At 58.7% G+C, this 18613-nt stretch carries 17 protein-coding genes; 9 read left to right on the top strand and 8 right to left on the bottom strand.

Annotated features, from left to right (window positions below; translation table 11 throughout):
• Positions 1 to 2: 2 nt before the first annotated feature.
• The 5 genes from VMV64_RS05375 to VMV64_RS05355 form a co-directional block, all read right to left on the bottom strand.
• A complete protein-coding gene (locus VMV64_RS05375; RefSeq protein WP_325328916.1) occupies positions 3 to 1007 on the bottom strand; it encodes a PD-(D/E)XK motif protein in 1005 nt (334 codons plus the stop codon).
• Positions 991 to 3861, bottom strand: coding sequence for a Z1 domain-containing protein (locus tag VMV64_RS05370; protein WP_325328915.1), 2871 nt, complete (start codon positions 3859 to 3861; stop codon positions 991 to 993). Before VMV64_RS05370 ends, VMV64_RS05375 begins: the two co-directional genes overlap by 17 nt.
• 21 nt (positions 3862 to 3882) lie before the next feature.
• Entirely contained in the window at positions 3883 to 5346 is a 1464-nt protein-coding gene (locus tag VMV64_RS05365) for an ATP-binding protein (protein ID WP_325328914.1), read from the bottom strand.
• 38 nt (positions 5347 to 5384) lie between these two features.
• The gene (locus tag VMV64_RS05360) at positions 5385 to 7724 is read right to left on the bottom strand and encodes a sigma-70 family RNA polymerase sigma factor (RefSeq protein ID WP_325328952.1); all 2340 of its coding nucleotides are present in this window, start codon (positions 7722 to 7724) and stop codon (positions 5385 to 5387) included.
• A gap of 114 nt (positions 7725 to 7838) precedes the next feature.
• Positions 7839 to 8081 carry a hypothetical protein gene (locus tag VMV64_RS05355; RefSeq protein WP_325328913.1) on the bottom strand — a complete coding sequence of 81 codons (243 nt, stop codon included), beginning with the start codon at positions 8079 to 8081 and terminating at the stop codon, positions 7839 to 7841.
• A 398-nt stretch (positions 8082 to 8479) separates the two neighbouring features.
• Here VMV64_RS05355 and rpsT point away from each other — a divergent pair, with 398 nt between their 5' ends.
• From rpsT to VMV64_RS05315, 8 genes are all read left to right on the top strand, one after another.
• A complete protein-coding gene (gene rpsT / locus VMV64_RS05350) occupies positions 8480 to 8743 on the top strand; it encodes a 30S ribosomal protein S20 (protein ID WP_059419223.1) in 264 nt (87 codons plus the stop codon).
• Positions 8744 to 9007: 264 nt separating this feature from the next.
• Positions 9008 to 10183, top strand: a complete 1176-nt coding sequence (locus VMV64_RS05345) for an acetylornithine transaminase (RefSeq protein WP_325328912.1) — start codon at positions 9008 to 9010, stop codon at positions 10181 to 10183.
• Positions 10184 to 10202: 19 nt separating this feature from the next.
• Positions 10203 to 11123, top strand: a complete 921-nt coding sequence (argF, locus tag VMV64_RS05340) for an ornithine carbamoyltransferase (RefSeq protein WP_325328911.1) — start codon at positions 10203 to 10205, stop codon at positions 11121 to 11123.
• A gap of 83 nt (positions 11124 to 11206) precedes the next feature.
• Positions 11207 to 12430, top strand: a complete 1224-nt coding sequence (locus tag VMV64_RS05335; RefSeq protein WP_325328910.1) for an argininosuccinate synthase — start codon at positions 11207 to 11209, stop codon at positions 12428 to 12430.
• A gap of 86 nt (positions 12431 to 12516) precedes the next feature.
• Positions 12517 to 12852, top strand: coding sequence for a pyrimidine/purine nucleoside phosphorylase (locus VMV64_RS05330; RefSeq protein ID WP_325328909.1), 336 nt, complete (start codon positions 12517 to 12519; stop codon positions 12850 to 12852).
• A gap of 13 nt (positions 12853 to 12865) precedes the next feature.
• Complete coding sequence (locus tag VMV64_RS05325; protein ID WP_325328908.1) at positions 12866 to 13351, top strand: YajQ family cyclic di-GMP-binding protein; 486 nt, start codon at positions 12866 to 12868, stop codon at positions 13349 to 13351.
• Between the two features lie 99 nt (positions 13352 to 13450).
• Complete coding sequence (locus VMV64_RS05320) at positions 13451 to 14011, top strand: DJ-1 family glyoxalase III (RefSeq protein WP_325328907.1); 561 nt, start codon at positions 13451 to 13453, stop codon at positions 14009 to 14011.
• 80 nt (positions 14012 to 14091) lie between these two features.
• Positions 14092 to 15129: a 2Fe-2S iron-sulfur cluster-binding protein gene (locus VMV64_RS05315; protein WP_325328906.1), complete on the top strand. Its 1038-nt coding sequence runs from the start codon at positions 14092 to 14094 to the stop codon at positions 15127 to 15129.
• Positions 15130 to 15210: 81 nt separating this feature from the next.
• Here the strand turns inward: VMV64_RS05315 and VMV64_RS05310 are convergent, their stop codons facing one another.
• Positions 15211 to 15918, bottom strand: a complete 708-nt coding sequence (locus tag VMV64_RS05310; protein WP_325328951.1) for a type 1 glutamine amidotransferase — start codon at positions 15916 to 15918, stop codon at positions 15211 to 15213.
• Between the two features lie 26 nt (positions 15919 to 15944).
• Between VMV64_RS05310 and VMV64_RS05305 the strand changes: the two genes are divergently transcribed.
• Positions 15945 to 16598 (top strand): retropepsin-like aspartic protease family protein, encoded by a 654-nt coding sequence (locus VMV64_RS05305; RefSeq protein WP_325328905.1) that lies wholly within the window; start codon positions 15945 to 15947, stop codon positions 16596 to 16598.
• A gap of 130 nt (positions 16599 to 16728) precedes the next feature.
• Here the strand turns inward: VMV64_RS05305 and VMV64_RS05300 are convergent, their stop codons facing one another.
• Together VMV64_RS05300 and folE2 are read right to left on the bottom strand one after the other, a co-directional pair.
• Complete coding sequence (locus tag VMV64_RS05300) at positions 16729 to 17568, bottom strand: tetratricopeptide repeat protein (protein ID WP_325328904.1); 840 nt, start codon at positions 17566 to 17568, stop codon at positions 16729 to 16731.
• Positions 17569 to 17741: 173 nt separating this feature from the next.
• A complete protein-coding gene (gene folE2 / locus VMV64_RS05295) occupies positions 17742 to 18584 on the bottom strand; it encodes a GTP cyclohydrolase FolE2 (protein ID WP_325328903.1) in 843 nt (280 codons plus the stop codon).
• Positions 18585 to 18613: the final 29 nt, after the last annotated feature.

The raw sequence follows: 18613 nt of genomic DNA, 5'->3' as shown, positions 1-18613 counted from the left end.
TCTCAAAGCACTCCAAGTCTTTTCAACGCCACTTCTGGACCCAGGTTCTCTCCCGGGGCCTTGTCGAGGTCTATTTCGTAAATTACCCTTTTGATTCCGCTCGGAACCGTTCCGGTAACAATGCGGGGAAACCCCTCTACCACTTCGACCACACGCGTCCCGGCGAGGGTGAATCGCCTCGGATATCGGTCGGAGTGGGCATCGAAATATCCGGCAGCCAAGAGTCTTTCAGCGAAAAGCCGTTCCGCCTCCGGGTCACCGTTCAGTACTTGGCGGACGGCTTCCGCGAATTCCGGCAGGTTTTCCCCGGATTCCGCCTGCGAGAATCGCACTCCCGCGACGAACAGGGGTTGGCGAATGGAATCGTCCAACTGTTCGAGCGAACCTATCTTGGCCGGGAAACCTGAGGCCGACACCGTCGCCTTCACTTCCACGGCCCCCGTGCCGAGTTCGAAGTCCTGAATCCCGTTCAGCGGCCCCACCCAGGCCTCGATTGCCAGCGGAGCGGGAATCCCCGCCTCGACGATGGCCCTTAGGAACGATAATTCTCCTATGAGGCCAATTTCGGCCTCGTGTCCCAACGTCTCAGCACCTTTCCGCATGAACTCCTGCCACGCGCGGACGCGCCCCAGGAAAAGCCGCAGGAGCCGCTCCTCGTCCGAGGCTGACTCTGCGTCCAACGCCCCGACCACGTCGCAGACCATTGCGGCGAAAAGTTCGAAGCTGCCTGACTCCTTTCGTGTAAGAGCCACCCAGGTTTTATCGTCGCCGTGCAAATCGACGCGCTCGACCGTAAATCCGTGTCCTTCGGGTAGTTTTTCGGCAGAGGGAATCTTTGCTGCAGAGAACCCTGCGAGCAGAGCCTCCTCGTTGCGCGGAAACCGGCGACCTGCCTGCAGGATGCAGGAACCAGCAGGGGAAACAGGAATACTCCTCCAGCCTTCTTTTTCGGACGAGCCGGAAAGGGCTTTCCAAGCGAGGACGAACTCGTCAATCGGCCGGGCCATATTCCTGCTCCCACAGAAGATGATCCACCTTGTATTCGACTTTTACGGCCGAATTGCTGGAAGGAAAACTGATGGCGAAGGCCATGATTGGCTCACTCCAATTCTTGGCAACAGACTCTCCTGCGCCCCCAGGGGCCAGCGGATAGAGAAGCAGGACGCCGCGCTCAGGTGCCGCTTTGATGGCATCTTTGCCAAGCCCTCGCACGTCGCGGATTTTCTTCCCGCTGGGCCGTGTTGGTGGCGTAATACGATTGCGTGCGGGATCGGGCTTCCATTCTAACAAGGTCCAGTCCAACGCTTTTTTCCATGCCGGGTAATCCAAGTCGATGGCTTCGTCGCTGGGATCGGTCAGTACCCCGATCGAGTAGCTGCCCTCCACACCCGTGTCCGACCGAGACGGCATTGCGACGATTTCCAGTCCGTTTTCGAAAGCATAGGGTTTCCCGGCATGTCCCTCGCCCAACAGTGCGACGGTCCATGAGGTTAATTCCCCGGTCGCTACCATCTTGCCTATGAACTCGGCGATAACGGCGCTGTTTGCTCGGGATGCCTTGGGATGGGTTGAATACGACGTAAGGAAATCGGTGATCAGGTTCGCATTCACACCGTCCCAAAGGAAAGACCTCTTCCATTCGTCCGAACGCCCATCCCGGATCCTTGATGGCCCGCGCTCCATTGGCTCCCCCATGGCGGTCAACAGTCGATTCGTCGCTTCCAGGTTGCGACGCAAAATGGGTGGTTCGCGATACATGGCAACAGTTTGGACGAGGTTTCCGCTGTATGAGAGCAACAGTGTTTCCGCGCTGCGCATTTTGAGCGGTGAGGTGACCATGAGAATCGGATGGGACTGGACTTTGAGTCCATAATCTTTTGGTGTCCCCCCGCTCTCGACCATGGCGTCGAACTCCTCGCGCAATTCCTCTGAAGCGTCGGCGATGTGGCCGAACCACTCCATGAGGTCGTCCGTCGTGTAGAGCCGGCAGAGGTCAATATAGCCCGGCCGATAGCCGAACCAGCGGCCCATCTGCATCAACGTGTCATACATTTTCGAGGTTCTGACGAAATAGCTGACGCACAACCCTTCGAGGGTGAGTCCCCGGGCCAGCTTGTCGCCACCGATGGCTATGACTTTCAACCCTTTTTCCTGATGTTCGATGTAGTCCAGGGCATCCTTGGCTGTGCCGTTGATCATTCTGACCTCGATGTCGGAAAGGACGTCCGGCAAGACCGCAAGAATCTCCTCCCAGGTCGGGGTGCCCGGATGGCCCTCTGCCTCAGGGAGGCGCAAGGCAATTTCCGCGCACGTTGGCGCGAAGTCTTCCACCCAAAGGGTATGCAGCTCGGCGACCAGAGCCCCGTGGTCGATGCCTCTGGTGATTCGCTGGCGCATGCGTTTCACAATTTCCTCGACCTGCCTATGTACCTCTCTTTGGACAAGGTTAAGGCGTGTTACGTGAATCAGCATGGAGGCATGATCAGACCCCTGGCCACGGATGACGCGGGCGGCGCAAGCGAGAACAAAGGCTCCAATCGCCTCCTTTAGAGAAGGAGGAACCGTGTCCAGCCCGCCATGGAGGGGGACGTGCTCCTTTTTGTGTTTGGGTGGCATCCAGCCGCTCAAACCTTCGTTGTCGGTGTGGTCGGAGACCTCCCTTAGCAGTGGCAGGCCTCCTGTCCGTCCCTCCGGAGAACGCAAACCGAACACCCGTGCGGGGCCCACATAGTTGGACGGCGCTGCAAGGTTGATGATGAAGGACTGCGGAAAAAGGTCCGGGCCTTCGTCGGTGGTCTCGTTGCGGCGATGGATGAAAATGTTGGCGAACGGCGTAGCCGTGTAGCCCACGTAGGCCGATTTGGCGAAGGAGTGCAGAATTTTCCGAATGCGGCTGTTGATGGCCTTCGGCTGGTGCTCGTCGTCAGGCGTACCGTCGGGGTTGAATAGCTGTTCACCCGTGTCGACTGAGGCGTGGTCGGCCTCATCGTCGATCACGAGAACTGGCAGGTTCGAGACGAACCGACGACCAGTCGCTGCGTCGGTCGCATCGGCCACGTGTCCGCGAATCCATTTCAGCAGCCGTTCAAGGACCGTCTTGTTTTTCTTCACGACGAACAGCCAGGGTCTCTGCTCGGGCGAAATCGCGAGGTGCTTGGCCACCTTGGTGTTGAAGTCGCCGTTGTTGGATCGGTTCGTCGCGCAGTTCGGCTGAATCTTTGCGTCGCTGTCTATCTCGCCAACGCCGATAAGCTTCCCCGAATCACCGATGGCTGACGTCTCGTAGCCGAGGAAACTCTCCTCGAGGCGTATCTGGGTTTGGGCGCGCAGATTGTTGTGAAGGCCGGCGAGCACGATAATGATTTTATAGCCCGCATCCGCAGCCTTGCAGATGAGCCCGGAGTAATTGCCCGTCTTCCCCGACTGGACGTGTCCGACAACCAGCCCGCGCCGGTCCCATATTCCGTCGCGGTTCGGGTCTTCGAGCAGGGCAAGGATCTTGTCGGTCGACTTGTCCAAGGCATCGACCGCAGTGGTAGACATTTTCCTTTCCAGGAAGCCTTGGTAACGCTGCCAGTAGCGCCAGTCCTTTTTTCGTGCCGAGACGAGCCAAGGCACGTGCCCCTCTTCGTCATGTAGGGTCGAATCCTGCCCTATCCATAGGCTGAACCGCCGGATAAGCTCCCCAATCGCCACCTGCCTGTCAATTCCGGCTGGATCCGAGGGGGCGACGAGACCCGTCGCGAGATCAACCTTTTCCGCTATAAGGACGGGGGTGATGGCCGTTTTGTCCTTTTCGCCTAGCAACAGGGTTTGGGCAATGCTGATAATGTTCACGAGAGCTTTGTCGGCATCCGACATCAGGTTTCCTTTGCTTTGTTTTCAGTCTTGGGCTGGTTCGTCATCGGGCAGGGTAGCGACGAGCCCAGGATAGTTCTGGAAGGGCTCAGTGACCGAGAGCGTTTTTTTGGCGAGAGTGGGTGAAATCCCCCTGCGACCGACCATATCCCCGAAAAGCGTTTTCAGCACCGCCAAGACATTCTCGGGCGGCTCCCCGGAGAAGCCCGTGCGAGGTGTTTCCTTGTTCTCGGCGGTGTCCAGCCAAATCCTCTGCACGGGGACCGTCTCCTCGACGACGCGCAGCATGGCTTTCACAAGTGGAAGAAGGGGGCCAGCGCCGTCGAGCACGGCGAATACAGCGGGATGCTTTTCGTCGATCTTGTAGCGCGCGCCGGACTTGGCGTGCTCCACGCGCCAGGCCGGGTCGACGGTGGCACCGCCGGGACCTGGAATCGGGCTTCCACGGTAGGCAAAAACCCTTCTGGCACGTTCGCGGGTGTCCTCGGCAAGCCGCGTCAGCCAAGGGCGCAGGGAAATGGGCGGCCTGGCCGTGGATTTTCTGATGTCTATTTTCCACTCGGCGTCTGCCGTGTTTGGGATGTCAAGGCGAATGCGAGCTAGACGGTGGGCTTCCTCGCGGTTCCACGCACGTCCTTGCCCGAGGCCGAGCCAGCCACCCGCCACCAGAAGGCGTTCATTGCGGTAAACGTAGAAACCCTGCTGGGCCGTCCACCCTTCAGGGCCTCCACCAATTTCGAACTCGGCAGGAGTCAGCCTGTCTCGGTGAGGAAGGACATGACACTCAACCTCCACGGGGCCGACATCCGTCATCGTTCGCGCAACGGGGGAGTCCCACGGCTTCGCAACGTGGCCAGTCATGAAGGGATCCCAAGGGCCTACAGGTTTCCCGTTCAGAAGAAGACATAACCGTGCTTTCGGACCTTGGATGTAACGGTGGAACACCATGGCGAGGTGGGCCTCGACGCGGTCTATCAGATCGACGAAGTCGTCGGCGACGTAGCCTTTGGTTACAATTCGGTCTAGCGTCTCCCAGAGGACAAGCGTGCCAGACTTCCTGTCTTCGAGCGGGTTAAGGAACACTTCGGAGCCGGGGGATGCCCCCTCAAACAGGAGCCATCCCTTGTCGGGTTTGGCTGCCAAGGCATCGAGGTCCCAGCGCAGGCAGGCCTTCGCCCCATCCTTTACGGAGGCCACCGTAAGCCTGCGGCACTGGGAAAAAGAGGCGGTTTTGAGTCCCATGCCGAAACGCCCGAGGTCTCCCGGATCGCGTTCGTCCAACGGGCTTTTGTCCCCGAGCCGCATGGCGCTTTCAAGTTCGGTGTCACCCATCCCGCGACCGTCGTCGAGCACCAATATCCGGCTGGCCTGCCCCTCCCAAGCGAAGTCGATTCGAACCTCGGAGGCTCCGGCCGAAATGCTGTTGTCCACGACATCGGCCAAAGCGGCCGCTGTTGAATAGCCGAGGCCTCTTAGAGCCTCCATCATGGCCCCTGCTCGTGGCGGGGCGTTCCGCGTCCTAGTGGTCATTTCATGTAACCTATTCCGGGCTCGTGTTTGAAACCTATCAGCCGAAGTTTTCGGGAGAGCGTTCTCAGCGCCTTGGACTCGATTTGCCGGACACGCTCGCGTGTGACCCCGTAAATCGTCCCGGTTTCCTCAAGCGTCTTGCTTCCCCCTCCGTCTAGCCCGTTTCTTAAAGAGAGAACTTCCGCCGATCGCTGATCGAGTTCAGCAAGCAAGCGGTCGAGCATTTTTCGAAGGTCGAGCAGGGCCGCGGAAACGAAGGGATCTGGAGACGACGAATCCTCGATTAGCTCAGCGAGGGGAACGCCGTCCTCGCCAGGCTCGTGGATGGGGAGAGGGTCTTCCATGCAAAGCAAAAGGGCTGCGACCTTAGGTAGAGGCATGGAAAGCCTTTCGGCAAGAGCCTTCGCTGATGGCCGTTTCCCGGTGTTTTTCTCCATCTCGTCGGCTTCTTTGGAAACACGGTACATCGTATCGTGGAGGTGCACTGGCACCCGGATCGTCCGGCCCTTGTCGGCGATCGCCCGCATGATTTGTTGCCGTATCCACCACGTCGCATAGGTGGAAAACCTGAATCCGCGACGCCAGTCGTATCGCTCGACGGCTTTCATGAGGCCAATGTTCCCCTCTTGGATCAGGTCATCGAAGGGGAGGCGGAAGCTTTGGTAACGTTTCGCTATGGACAGAACCAACCGCAGGTTGGAGACGGCCATCCGTTCCCGGGCTCGCTCCTGGCGCTTCACCTCCTCGGCGAAGCGCGAGGCTGATCGGCCTCCGGCCGCCATCAGGTCTTTGTCTTCCGTCAGTTCCGACAGGAAGGTTTTTGAAAGAGCAGAGACAGCGATCGCCTCCCTGAGTGCTTTTTCGCCCGACCCGCCTTGTCCAGCATGGTGGGACAGAGCGGCGATTTCTTCTACTGCGCTCAGAAAGTCCTTGGCAGCTAAGGAGAGCGGAACCGAAGCTTCCATTTCGCCCTCACCTTCGTCCTCATCTTCGTTCTCATCCTCGGCTTCGATTCTCCGTTCCGTCTCGTCGCCCCCCGAAGAGAGATAGGTCACACGACCAGTCGAAGCCCATTCGACATCTTTTTTCCCTGTCCTCACCAGCTCCGCTGCTGCCAACACACGGGCCACACCATCGCGCCAAGAGGCGAGGGCGTCCAAGACATGGATAGCGCCTTCCTCCATCTCCCGTCCGAGGAAAACTTCGTCTTCGGCGGTCAGAAGACGTATTCGCTGTACTTCGCGGACGTAATGTCGCAATGGGTCGTTGCGGCTGGAGGCAACGTCTTCCATGAACGCCAACGCCTCCGAAACTGTTTCCTCTTCGATCGGCGTTTCCTCGGAGGCGAGGAACGGGGTTTCGATTTCGAGACGATCGTCGGTTTCGGCTCCCAATTCGTTCAGGATATAGCGTAGAAGGGTTTCCCCTTCTTCGTTCCTGGAACCGTCATTGCCTTGGCTGAGCGTTTCGACAGCCGATTCCGGAACACTGCCTTCCCGGAAAGCCCGGAGTAACAAGCGTCTCAGACCTATGCGGCCTTCATCGTCGCCAGCTCGATGCAGTGGGACGGCCCTCTCGGGGAGAAAGGCCTCGAACTCCCCCCAGTCCTCGGAGGTGTCGACAGGCTCGTGGTCTGAAATCGCTCGGTGGAGGGCCGCTGCCGCTTCGGCCAAAGTATCATCCCCGTCAGGCGCCAGACCATCCTCTTCGGCCTCCCATGCCGACAAATCGAATGAATTTCCTTCATCATCGGAATCAGAGAACTCCAAAGACAGGGCGTCGATGAGGGCGGTGCCTGCGTGCTTGTTGTTGGCGCAGCTCGGATCGCTCACGCCACCGGGAACCGAAATCGGAGCCTCGCTGTTTTCCTCTGTTGGGCTTTCAATTTCCTCTAAGGACAGCTCTTGGACGGTATTTCCTACTTCGGCAGTTTCAAATATCCGTTCGCCCTCGGAAGGCGCTTCAAAGGTAGTGAGGAGAGAAGATTCAGAATAGTCCGCAGCTAGACCCTCGTCGATCTGATTCTCTTGCATCGCGGCGGAGAAAACCTCTCCAATGAGAGTTGCCGACTCGGACGCCCCGGCTGCCCGTGCGATGGCGAGTGCATCGCGACCCGAGGGATCAGTAAGACCAGGGTTCACCCCCGCCGCCAATAAAAGTCTACAGATACCTACCTTGTTCTTGGCCGCCGCCATCATTAGGGGGGTGAAACCCCTATGGTCTCGTGCGTCCAGATCGTCGCCCCGTCGAATGTGCATTCGAACGGCGGTTTCCACTCCCGCAACGACAGCCATTCCAAGAAGGCGGTTCAGGGGCTGGGCCGGTATTTTTGCCACGAAGTTCAATTTTTTCCGCTCGAAGCGAAATCTCCGGGGGTGAGGGCAACGCTTCCCACCCTGTTAAAGGCCAAATAATAGTACAGCCAGATACGGTATTCTGGGCCCCGCGGGTCAGGGTTGGGCAAGCAGTTGACGCCCCAAAACTTCAGGGCGTACCAGGCGAGCGTTGCCCTCGCCCCCGAGGCAGGTATGGTTTTCCATAACCTGGCGAGGGCGAAGTCCCTGAACTTGCCGCACTTCTGGACGCGATGCGGTACGTGCAAAGCGGTTGCTGTCGCGTCTATCCGGGTAGGATGCATACACGACAATGGTCTCAGGTTCCTCGAGCAGGAGCTTGAGTCGGAAACCGGCCATTTCTGATGATATGCTTCGGTTTCTGACTGACCGATATTAAGAGCCACATGGCCAAATTGGCCGGAAACTTCGACTGTCATTCCTTTCCCCTTCCCGGCAGTAGTTTACCTGTTATTACATAGTCATGTAGAAAACCAGGCAGGATTTTATCCGTGGAATCATGAAAAGCATTCTTAAATTAGCCTCCAACCTCAGCCAGGCTCACATAATGATCCAGTGGAGACATGATAATAAGCGTATCTTGGCTGAGGAGATGCGACATAGCGATGAATCAGGTTCCGATTCAAAGAGTGTTTGCGCTAACAAAAGAGTGACGCCGCCCTTGCCAACCCAACGAAAGAAAAGTATTATTGCGCGTTTCGTCTGCCCCGCAGAGTAATATCCAAGGAGTTTCATCAATGGCAAACAGCGCACAAGCCAGAAAGCGTGCAAGACAGTCCGACAAGCAGCGCGAGCACAACACCAGCCAGCGTTCCGAGTTCCGCACCGCGGTCAAGAAGGTGATCAAGGCTGTTGAAGCTGGCGACAAGGAAGCTGCCAAGGCGGTTTACCTGGAGTCGGTTAGCGTGATCGACAGCATCGCCGACAAGAAAATCGTGCACAAGAACAAAGCTTCTCGCCACAAGAGCCGTTTGAACGCAGCCGTCAAAGCGATGGCCTAAGACCCGCCGCAGCACTCGCTGCCGCGCGCCCGTTTTGCTTGCCCGGCAGCCTTTAGCTAGCCGGGCATTTGTTTTGGCTTGACCATCCTGCTTGCCACGCCTTGAGGCGGGTTTGAAGGGCAAATTTCTCTTGCAAGTATCCGTTGTTTGGCTAAATATAACGCTTTCGAGCGTACCGATGCACGGCGGCTGATGCCGCCGTGTGCTTTTATATTTTTCGCGCGGTCATTTGTCCAACTCTAAAGCAGTAACAGCTCACCCTATATGTCACATTTAATGAACACCTATGCCAGATTGCCCGTCGCCTTTACCCGCGGTGAAGGCGTGTGGCTTTGGGACGAACAAGGCAAACGCTATCTCGATGCGGTCGCCGGCGTCGCCGTCAACGGTCTGGGGCATGCTCATCCGAAACTGGCCCAGGCGATCTGTGAGCAGGCGAAGACGCTGATCCACACCTCCAACCTGTACCAGATTCCCAAGCAGGAGCAACTGGGCACGAAGCTGGCGCAACTGGCCGGCATGGACAAGGTGTTCCTGTGCAACTCCGGCGCCGAAGCCAACGAAGCCGCGATCAAGCTAGCCCGCCTGTATGGCCACAACAAGGGCATCGACAGCCCCGCCATCATCGTGATGGAGAAGAGCTTCCACGGTCGCACCATGGCGACTCTGACCGCTACCGGCAACCGCAAGGTGCAGGCCGGATTCGAGCCGCTGGTGAGCGGTTTCGTGCGCGTACCCTACAATGATATCGCCTCGATCAACCTGATCGCCGAGCACAACAAGAACGTCGTCGCCATCCTGGTCGAACCGGTGCAGGGCGAAGGCGGCATCCAGATACCGCAACCCGCCTACCTGCAAGAGCTGCGCCGCATCTGCGACAGCCACGGCTGGCTGCTGATGCTGGACGAGGTGCAGACAGGAATGGGCCGCACCGGCTCCCTGTTCGCTTTCCAGCAGACCGGCATCACCCCCGACGTCATGGCTCTGGCCAAAGGCCTCGGTTCGGGCATGCCGATCGGCGCCTGCCTGGCGAAAGGCGCTGCAGCCGAAGTCTTCAAGCCCGGCAACCACGGCTCCACCTTCGGCGGCAACCCGCTTGCCTGCGCGGCTGCGCTGGCGACGCTGGAAGCCATCGAGGAACAAAACCTGTGCCAGCAGGCCGCTGAAATCGGCGCGCTCATCCGCGACGGCTTGAGCAACCAACTGGCAGGCACGACAGGCGTTGTCCAGGTGCGTGGCGCCGGGCTGATGATCGGCGTCGAGCTGGACCGCCCCTGCGGCGATCTGGTCAAGCTGGCGCTGGAGCTAGGCCTGATTATCAACGTTACGGCGGACAGCGTGGTACGCTTGCTGCCGCCACTGGTCATGAAGCGCGACGAGGCACAGCAAGTGGTAGACATGCTCGCGCCGCTGATCAAGGTTTTTCTCGCGCAGAAATAATGCGCCCCCGGTGGCATCTATGCAGATCAAACATTTCCTGCAATTCAACGACCTGACCCGCGACGAATACGAGCACCTGTTCGAACGCACGCGCCGGATCAAGGAACAGTTCAAGGCCTATCAGACCTACCACCCGCTGCATGACCGCACGCTGGTGATGATTTTCGAGAAGGCGAGCACGCGGACCCGACTGTCGTTCGAAGCCGGCATGCAGCAGCTCGGCGGCAGCGCCATCTACCTCAACACCCGCGACTCGCAACTGGGCCGCGGCGAACCGGTGGAGGACGCCGCCCAGGTGATCTCGCGCATGAGCGACATCGTGATGATCCGCACCTTCGAGCAGGAGATCATCGAGCGCTTCGCCGCCCAGTCGCGCGTGCCGGTGATCAACGGCCTGACCAACGAATACCACCCGTGCCAGATCATGGCCGACATCTATACCTATATCGAACAGCGCGGCTCGATCCGCGGCAAGACCGTGGCGTGGATCGGCGACTCCAACAACGTCTGCAACACCTGGCTGCAGGCTGCTGAAGTGCTGGATTTCAACGTCCACGTTTCTACCCCCCCCGGCTATGAAGTCGAGCCGGAGCGCGCCGGGCTGTACGGTACCGACCACTACGAGGAATTCCGCGACCCGATGGAAGCCGCGCGCGACGCCGATCTCGTCACCACCGACGTGTGGACCAGCATGGGCTTCGAAGCCGAGAACGAAGAACGCAAGCGCGATTTCGAAGACTGGCAGGTAGATGCCGACATGATGCGCCTGGCCAAGCCCGACGCCCTGTTCATGCACTGCCTGCCCGCCCACCGTGGCGAGGAAGTCGCTGCGGAAGTGATCGACGGCCCGCAGAGCGTGGTGTGGGACGAGGCAGAGAACCGGCTGCACACCCAGAAAGCGCTGATGGAATACCTGCTGCTGGGCAAGATAACGGAGTGATGGGGGAAGAGCGATGAGTGATGGGTAAAACCCTCGAAAACCGCTCATCACCCATCCCTCATCACCCTTCACTGGAGCTTCAAATGAGCAACGTCAACAAAGTCGTCCTCGCCTACTCCGGCGGGCTGGATACCTCAGTCATCCTGAAGTGGCTGCAAGACACCTATCAGTGCGAAGTGGTCACCTTCACCGCCGACATCGGCCAGGGCGAAGAACTCGAGCCGGCGCGCAACAAGGCGCTGCAATTCGGCATCAAGCCGGAACAAATCTACATCGACGATCTGCGCGAGGAATTCGTCCGCGACTTCGTCTTCCCGATGTTCCGCGCCAACACGGTTTACGAAGGCGAATACCTGCTCGGCACCTCGATCGCCCGCCCGCTGATCGCCAAGCGGCTGATTGAAATCGCACGGGAAACCGGCGCGGTCGCGATCTCGCACGGCGCCACCGGCAAGGGCAACGACCAGGTGCGCTTCGAGCTCGGCGCCTACGCCCTCAACCCGGAAATCAAGATCATCGCGCCGTGGCGCGAGTGGGACCTGCTCTCACGCGAGAAACTGCTGGCTTATGCCGAGAAGCACGGCATCCCGGTGGAAATGAAGCACAAGGCCGGCGGCAGCCCCTACTCGATGGACGCCAACCTGCTGCATATCAGCTACGAAGGCCGCCACCTGGAAAACCCCGCCGCCGAGGCCGAGGAAGACATGTGGCGCTGGACGGTGTCGCCGGAAAAGGCGCCCGACCAGGCGGAATATCTGGATATCGAATATATCAACGGCGACCCGGTCGCGCTCAACGGCAAAAAGCTGTCGGCCGCTGAAATGCTCGCCGAACTCAACCGCCTCGGCGGCAAGCACGGCATCGGCCGCCTCGACCTGGTGGAAAACCGCTACGTCGGCATGAAATCGCGCGGCTGCTACGAGACGCCCGGCGGCACCATCATGCTCAAGGCCCACCGCGCCATCGAATCCATCACCCTGGACCGCGAAGTGGCGCACCTGAAGGACGACCTGATGCCGCGCTACGCCAGCATGATCTACAACGGTTACTGGTGGGCGCCCGAGCGCCGCGCCCTGCAGGTGCTGATCGACGACACCCAGCGGCACGTCAACGGCTGGGTGCGGGTCAAGCTCTACAAGGGCAACGTCATGGTGGTCGGGCGCGATTCCAAGACCGACTCGCTGTTCGACTCCACCATCGCCACCTTCGAGGATGATGCCGGCGCCTATAATCAAGCTGATGCGGGCGGCTTCATCAAGCTCAACGCGCTACGACTGCGGATTGCGGCGAAATTGCAGAATCGTTAATTTAACCGCAGAGGCGCGGAGACGCAGAGGAAATCCGTTTCTCTCAGCGCCTCTGTGCCTCCGCGGTAGATGAAAGGAAAAATACCATGACCCAATTCGATAATGTCAGCGTCGTCAAGAAAGCCAACGTTTACTTCGACGGCAAGTGCATTTCCCACACGGTGGTGTTCCCCGACGGCAGCAAGAAAACCGTCGGCGTGATTTTCCCGAGCAGCCTCACTTTCAATACCGGCCTGCCGGAGCTGATGGAGATCAATGCCGGCGTCTGCAAGGTGAAACTGGCTGGCGAGAAGGACTGGAAAACCTACAAGGCAGGCGAGAGCTTCAGCGTACCGGGCAACACCAGCTTCGATATCGAAACCGTCGAGTTGCTGGATTACGTCTGCCATTTCATCACCGAGTCCACCTGCTGCGCGGGTTAAAGGGGAGTCAGCCATGCCAACATTCGATATCGTTTCCGAAGTAGACAAACAGGAATTGCGCAACGCCGTTGACCAGGCCAACAAGGTCATCAGCGGCCGTTTCGATTTCAAGGGCTCGGATTCACGCATCGATCAGGCGGAATATGTGCTGACGATCTACGCCGACGACAACTTCAAGCTCGACCAGGTGCTCGACATCGTCAACCAGACCTTCGGCAAGCGCAACATCGACGTGAGCTGCCTGGACAAGGGCAAGATCGAGAAAATCAGCGGCAACAAGGTCAAGCAGACCGTTACCGTCAAGACCGGTGTAGAAACCGAACTGGCGAAGAAAATCGTCAAGCTGATCAAGGATTCCAAGCTCAAGGTCCAGGCCAGCATCCAGGGCGAAGCGGTGCGCGTCACCGGCGCGAAGCGGGATGTGTTGCAGGAAACCATCACGCTGGTCAAAAAATCCATCACCGACTTTCCGCTGCAATTCCAGAATTTCCGGGATTAAAACCGAATAACCGCAAAGACGCGAAGACGCAAAGAAGATGGAAAATAAAACTTTGCGGAACTTAGCGCCTTTGCGGTTTGCATTTTGGAGAGTACAAAGATGCCAAAGGTGCTTGTCCCCCTCGCCCAAGGCTGCGAAGAAGTCGAAGCCGTCACCATTATCGACCTGCTGCGCCGCGCCAAAATCGAAGTCGTTTCTGCCGGGCTAGACGATCAGCCGGTGACCGCCAGCCGCGGCGTCCGCCTGATCGCCGACACCACTCTGGATGTAGCGCTCGAGCAGGAATTCGACATGATCGTGCTGCCCGGCGGTATGCCCGGCATGACCCATCTGAAGAACGATCCCCGCATCATCGCCCTGCTGCAAAAAATGGCCCGGGAGGGCAAGTACACCTGCGCCATCTGCGCCGCACCCGCTGTACTGGCCGAAGCCGGCCTGCTGGCGGGAAAATCGGCGACTAGTTACCCCGGCTTCGTCGACAAGATGAACCTGCCCACCGTCGCCTACAAGAACGATCCCGTGGTCAGGGACGGCAAGGTCATCACCTCGCGCGGGCCAGGCACGGTGATGGATTTCACCCTGGAACTGATCGAAGTTTTGGCCGGGAAGGCCCAGCGGGACGAAGTCGAAGCCGGCTTGCAGCGACCGGGGAAATTCTGACGCTGCAACCGTCTCATGCTGGCTCCAGAGACTGAATCGTGTATACTTGACTAAAGTACACTACTATTCTGCGATGCACTATGAGTTTCCGAGTTCGCCTCCTGCCCAGCGGCAAAGAGTTCACCGCCGAGAAAAACGAAACCGTGCTTGAAGCCGCGCTCCGCTCCGGCATCGCACTCAACTATAATTGCAACAATGGCAGCTGCGGCGGCTGCGGCGGCAGGATAAAGTCCGGCCAGGTACGCGAATCCCAGCAACACGATTTCCACTTTTCCGACACGCAGAAGGCACAGGGCCATGTGCTGTTATGCGTCATCACTGCGCAATCCGACCTGGAAATAGAGGTCAAGGAAGCCGGCGGCATAGAAGATATCCCGCTCCAGCTGATCCCCACCAAGGTTGAGCTGATGGAGCGCGTTCAGGACGACACCCTGATCCTGCACCTGCGCACGCCGCGCTCGCAGACGCTGCGCTTTCTCGCCGGGCAGCACCTCAGCCTCGCCATCGCCGACATGCCGCCACGCAGCAAGTCACTGGCCAGCTGCCCGTGCAACGCCATGCACTTGCAATTTCACATCCGCCGGGTGCCGGGCGATTCGTTCTCGGAATACGTCTTCAACCAGCTGAAAATCTCTCAAACGGTGATGGTCGAAGGGCCATGGGGGAACTTCTCCCTGGACGAAAATTCAAACCGGCCCATCATCTTCGTCGCCTACGAAACCGGCTTCGCATCGATCAAAAGCATTATCGAGCACGCCATCGCCCTGGAATTGGAACAGCCCCTGCACCTCTACTGGATGGCGCACCGGCCCGGCAACCACTATCTGAATAACCTGTGCCGCTCCTGGCTCGACGCCCTGGACAACTTCAGTTACACGGCGCTGACGGGGAATGATTTATCCGGCGAATCCAGCTGGGAGGCGTCCGCCGACCCGGCGGTGGGCCTGCGCGATATGGAAGCCGCAGGTACAGCGATCGTCGCCGATCATCCCGATCTTGCCGGCTTCGACGTCTATCTCACGGCACCGGAATCAAGTACGGAGGGAATTGTCGGCTTGCTACAGCGGCACGGCCTACCGAAAGGGCAGTTGCACCTGGACGTCATGAGGCGGTTCTAGCGCGTGATACCGCCAGAGAAGTAGGGTGCGTTCCACGCACCATGGTGCGCAAGGCGCACCCTACCGTATGAATAATTCTGGCTAGCGCACCAGCCCTTCAATCCACTTTTTATAGGTTTTTTGCGCAGCGGCATTCAAGGTCTTCACGCGTCCCGCCAGATTTTCCAGGATCTCCGCCGGTTGCTGCACTGCCGGGCTGGCGCTGGCGGAGGCAATTTCTTCCCCGCCCAGCTCGCACCATTCCCGCACCATCTCTTCGGTCATTTCGATATGGCATTGCATGCCCAGATGCTTGCCCAGGGCAAACGCCTGGTTTGCACAGTGCTTATTACCCAGGATGCCGGTAGCGCCGGGCGGAATCGTGAAGGTTTCGCCATGCCAGTGGAAGGCGTCGAATTTTTTCCCCTCTCCGAACCAGGCTTTGGCCGTGGCATTGTCCGCCACCGTCACCTCGCCCCAGCCGATTTCCTTGACCGGACTCCTGCCCACAACACCGCCCAGGGCCTTGGCCATCAACTGCCCGCCGAGGCAGTGCCCGAGCACGGGAATGTCGGCCTGCGCCGCCTGCCGAATCAATTCCAGAGAATGGGGTATCCACGGCAAGTCGTCGTTCACGCTCATCGGTCCGCCCATGAACACCAGGCCGCTGAACTGCCTGGCATCTGTCGGCAAGGCGTCACCGGCATCGATCCTGAACAGTTGCCAGGGAATGCCGCGACTATCGAGAAATGTGGCAAAATAGCCTGGCCCCTCGCTGGGCGCATGGCGAAAAATCGCAACCGGTTTCATGATCTGCATGATCTGAAGGAGTCCTGATGAGTTTAGTATGGCGCCATTCTATCCTGCCCGGCCTGGTTATTCTATGCACCGCAACCAGCGCCCCTGCCACCGAAGTCAACGTGGTCGGCCTGTTCAGCGGCAAGGCCATGGTCAGCATCAATGGCGGCAAGCATCGCGTAATGACCGCTGGCGAGACCACGCCGGAGGGCGTCAAGCTGATCAGCGCCGACTCCTCGACCGCAGTGCTGGAGATCGACGGCAAGCGCCAGAATTTGGGCATGGGCAAGAGCGCCTCCATCCCGTCCGCCGATGGCGGCGGCAACCAGAGCGCAGTCCTGGCCGCCGATGTCCAGGGCCATTTCGTCACCACCGGCAACATCAACGGCACCGGCACGCGCATGATGGTAGACACCGGAGCATCCATGGTATCGATGGGCAAGGATGAAGCAAAGCGGCTCGGAATTTCCTATCTCAACGGCGAACGCGGCATGGTTTCCACCGCAAACGGCGTGGTCCCGGCCTACCATGTCACCCTCAACACGGTGAGGGTGGGCAATCTCACGCTGAACCAGGTCGACGGTCTGGTGCAGGAAAGCAACATGCCTTACGTGCTGCTCGGCATGAGCTTCCTGAAAAGGCTGGAAATAAAGCAGGACGGGACTAACATGACGTTGCTGAAAAAATATTGAGTGGAATCCAGGCTCGTCCCTGCCACGTCCTGGAATGGCAATCAATCGGGGCTGAACCTTCAATCAAATTTTATACGTACTTTCAGTTCGAGGGAAAGCTGCTAGGGAACCTAGCAAAAACGAGCCGCATTCATCGCAGGGCTTCAGTCAGCAAGGCACGATAATGCCCGACCAGTTCGTGCTCGCTGCCCACCATATTGAAAATGGCAATCAGCCCATTGCGGCCGGCATCATCGCGGAAACTCCTGTCGCGGCGCACGATCTCCAGCAACTGCTCCATCGCACCGGCACAATCATCGCCAATCAACTTGACTGCACTCAACTGATAGCGCGCCAGGCTGTTGTTCGGCTCTGCAGCGATATCCCGTTCCAGCGTTTCGATGTCTGGTGCATCCTGCGCAATGCGGATAAAGCCCGCGTGCGTCAGCAAGGTGCTGATTTCGGCATCGTCGCGCACCTCTTCCGGCAGGGCTAACAGCAGATGTTCAGCCTGGACATAATCGCCCTTGAGCAGAAGCAGCTTGGCAAGATCAACCGGAATCTGGAAATTGTCCGGGTCATCCAGAGCGGCTTTGGCGAGCAGGCTGCAGGCCTGCTCCACATTGCCCTGCTGGCAAAAAGCGCTCAGGACAACCTGGGACGCCCCACCTGGCCGTGCAACGAACTTGTCAATGGCGCAACGGAATTCGGCATCGGATTCTGCACCATGGATAGTATGGGCCACCTGCCCCTGCCGAAAAAACTTGACCGTCGGCACGCTGGTGATGCCGTATTCTTCTCTGGCCATCCTGCCGTGCTGATCCGTATCCAGCAGGACCAGCAGAAATTTTCCGGCATATTCATGCGCTAGCTGAACCAGCCTGGGCATCAGCATCATGCAGGGCCCTGCGCGGGGCGACCAGAAGTACACCAGTACCGGACCTTTTCCCGAATTTTCCAGCACCAGGGTGCGGAAGTTTGCGGGGTTCACGTCAGCTATGTAAGGAGATTTCGCCATGCCATTGAAAGAGGGTAAAAGAGGATCACGGGGTCGGGCAGAGTCAGGGCAGGTGGTTTACTTCGATGTCGTTTCACGTACAAACATACGTAGGTTGCATCCCAAGCATGGTGCATGGGATGCACGGCGCGCCCTACTTTTTTTGCTCAGCGTGCCGTCTTGTCGCGCTCGATCAACGCATAAGCCGAGTGGTTGTGAATCGATTCAAAGTTCTCCGCCTCCACCACATAAGCATCGATACGCTTATCCGCGTTAAGCGCAGCCGCCACGTCGCGCACCATGTCCTCGACGAACTTGGGATTGTCGTAGGCACGCTCGGTGACGAACTTTTCGTCCGGCCGCTTGAGCAGGCCGTACAGCTCGCATGAGGCCTGATCCTCCACCATCCGCACCACGTCCTCGATCCACACCATTTCATTGGTACGCACCTCCACGGTGACGTGGGAACGCTGGTTGTGGGCGCCGTAATCGGAAATCTTCTTCGAGCACGGACACAGGCTGGTGACCGGGACCACCACTTTCATGGTGAGCTGGTACTTGCCCTTGACGATTTCGCCGATGAAGGTGACGTCATAGTCGAGCAGGCTCTGCACGCCGGAAACCGGGGCCGTCTTGTTGATGAAGTAGGGAAAGCTCATCTCGACGTGGCCGGACTCGGCCTCCAGGCGCTGTACCATCTCGCGCAGCATGGTCTCGAACGATTCCACCGAAATCTCGCGCTCGTTGCTGTCGCTGTTGAGAATCTCAACGAAGCGCGACATGTGCGTGCCCTTGAAATTATGCGGCAGATAGACGTTCATGTTGAACATGGCGATGGTGTGCTGCACGCCCTCGCTCTTGTCCGCAACCCTGACCGGATGGCGGATGGATTTGATGCCCACCTTGTCGATGGCAATCTGGCGGGAATCCGCGTAGTTCTGCACATCGGCGATGGCGTCTTTGTCACAGACGGGAGCATTCACATCGCAAGTCTCACTGCAGTCGCTCATGAATTTATTCCTTGAATTAATTTAGACCA

This window comes from Sulfuricella sp., from assembly GCF_035531155.1.
Lineage (GTDB): Bacteria > Pseudomonadota > Gammaproteobacteria > Burkholderiales > Sulfuricellaceae > Sulfuricella.
Note: the sequence above shows the minus strand (reverse complement) of the source record. Positions and strands in the feature narration are given on the sequence as shown.

Coding starts and splice junctions, on each gene's coding strand:
- argF (WP_325328911.1), top strand. CDS start 10,203: ATGCAGATCAAACATTTCCTGCAATTCAACGACCTGACCCGCGACGAA.
- VMV64_RS05370 (WP_325328915.1), bottom strand. CDS start 3,861: ATGTCGGATGCCGACAAAGCTCTCGTGAACATTATCAGCATTGCCCAA.
- VMV64_RS05320 (WP_325328907.1), top strand. CDS start 13,451: ATGCCAAAGGTGCTTGTCCCCCTCGCCCAAGGCTGCGAAGAAGTCGAA.
- rpsT (WP_059419223.1), top strand. CDS start 8,480: ATGGCAAACAGCGCACAAGCCAGAAAGCGTGCAAGACAGTCCGACAAG.
- VMV64_RS05365 (WP_325328914.1), bottom strand. CDS start 5,346: ATGATGGAGGCTCTAAGAGGCCTCGGCTATTCAACAGCGGCCGCTTTG.
- VMV64_RS05335 (WP_325328910.1), top strand. CDS start 11,207: ATGAGCAACGTCAACAAAGTCGTCCTCGCCTACTCCGGCGGGCTGGAT.
- VMV64_RS05345 (WP_325328912.1), top strand. CDS start 9,008: ATGTCACATTTAATGAACACCTATGCCAGATTGCCCGTCGCCTTTACC.
- VMV64_RS05305 (WP_325328905.1), top strand. CDS start 15,945: ATGAGTTTAGTATGGCGCCATTCTATCCTGCCCGGCCTGGTTATTCTA.
- VMV64_RS05315 (WP_325328906.1), top strand. CDS start 14,092: ATGAGTTTCCGAGTTCGCCTCCTGCCCAGCGGCAAAGAGTTCACCGCC.
- VMV64_RS05330 (WP_325328909.1), top strand. CDS start 12,517: ATGACCCAATTCGATAATGTCAGCGTCGTCAAGAAAGCCAACGTTTAC.
- folE2 (WP_325328903.1), bottom strand. CDS start 18,584: ATGAGCGACTGCAGTGAGACTTGCGATGTGAATGCTCCCGTCTGTGAC.
- VMV64_RS05325 (WP_325328908.1), top strand. CDS start 12,866: ATGCCAACATTCGATATCGTTTCCGAAGTAGACAAACAGGAATTGCGC.
- VMV64_RS05375 (WP_325328916.1), bottom strand. CDS start 1,007: ATGGCCCGGCCGATTGACGAGTTCGTCCTCGCTTGGAAAGCCCTTTCC.
- VMV64_RS05355 (WP_325328913.1), bottom strand. CDS start 8,081: ATGGCCGGTTTCCGACTCAAGCTCCTGCTCGAGGAACCTGAGACCATT.
- VMV64_RS05310 (WP_325328951.1), bottom strand. CDS start 15,918: ATGAAACCGGTTGCGATTTTTCGCCATGCGCCCAGCGAGGGGCCAGGC.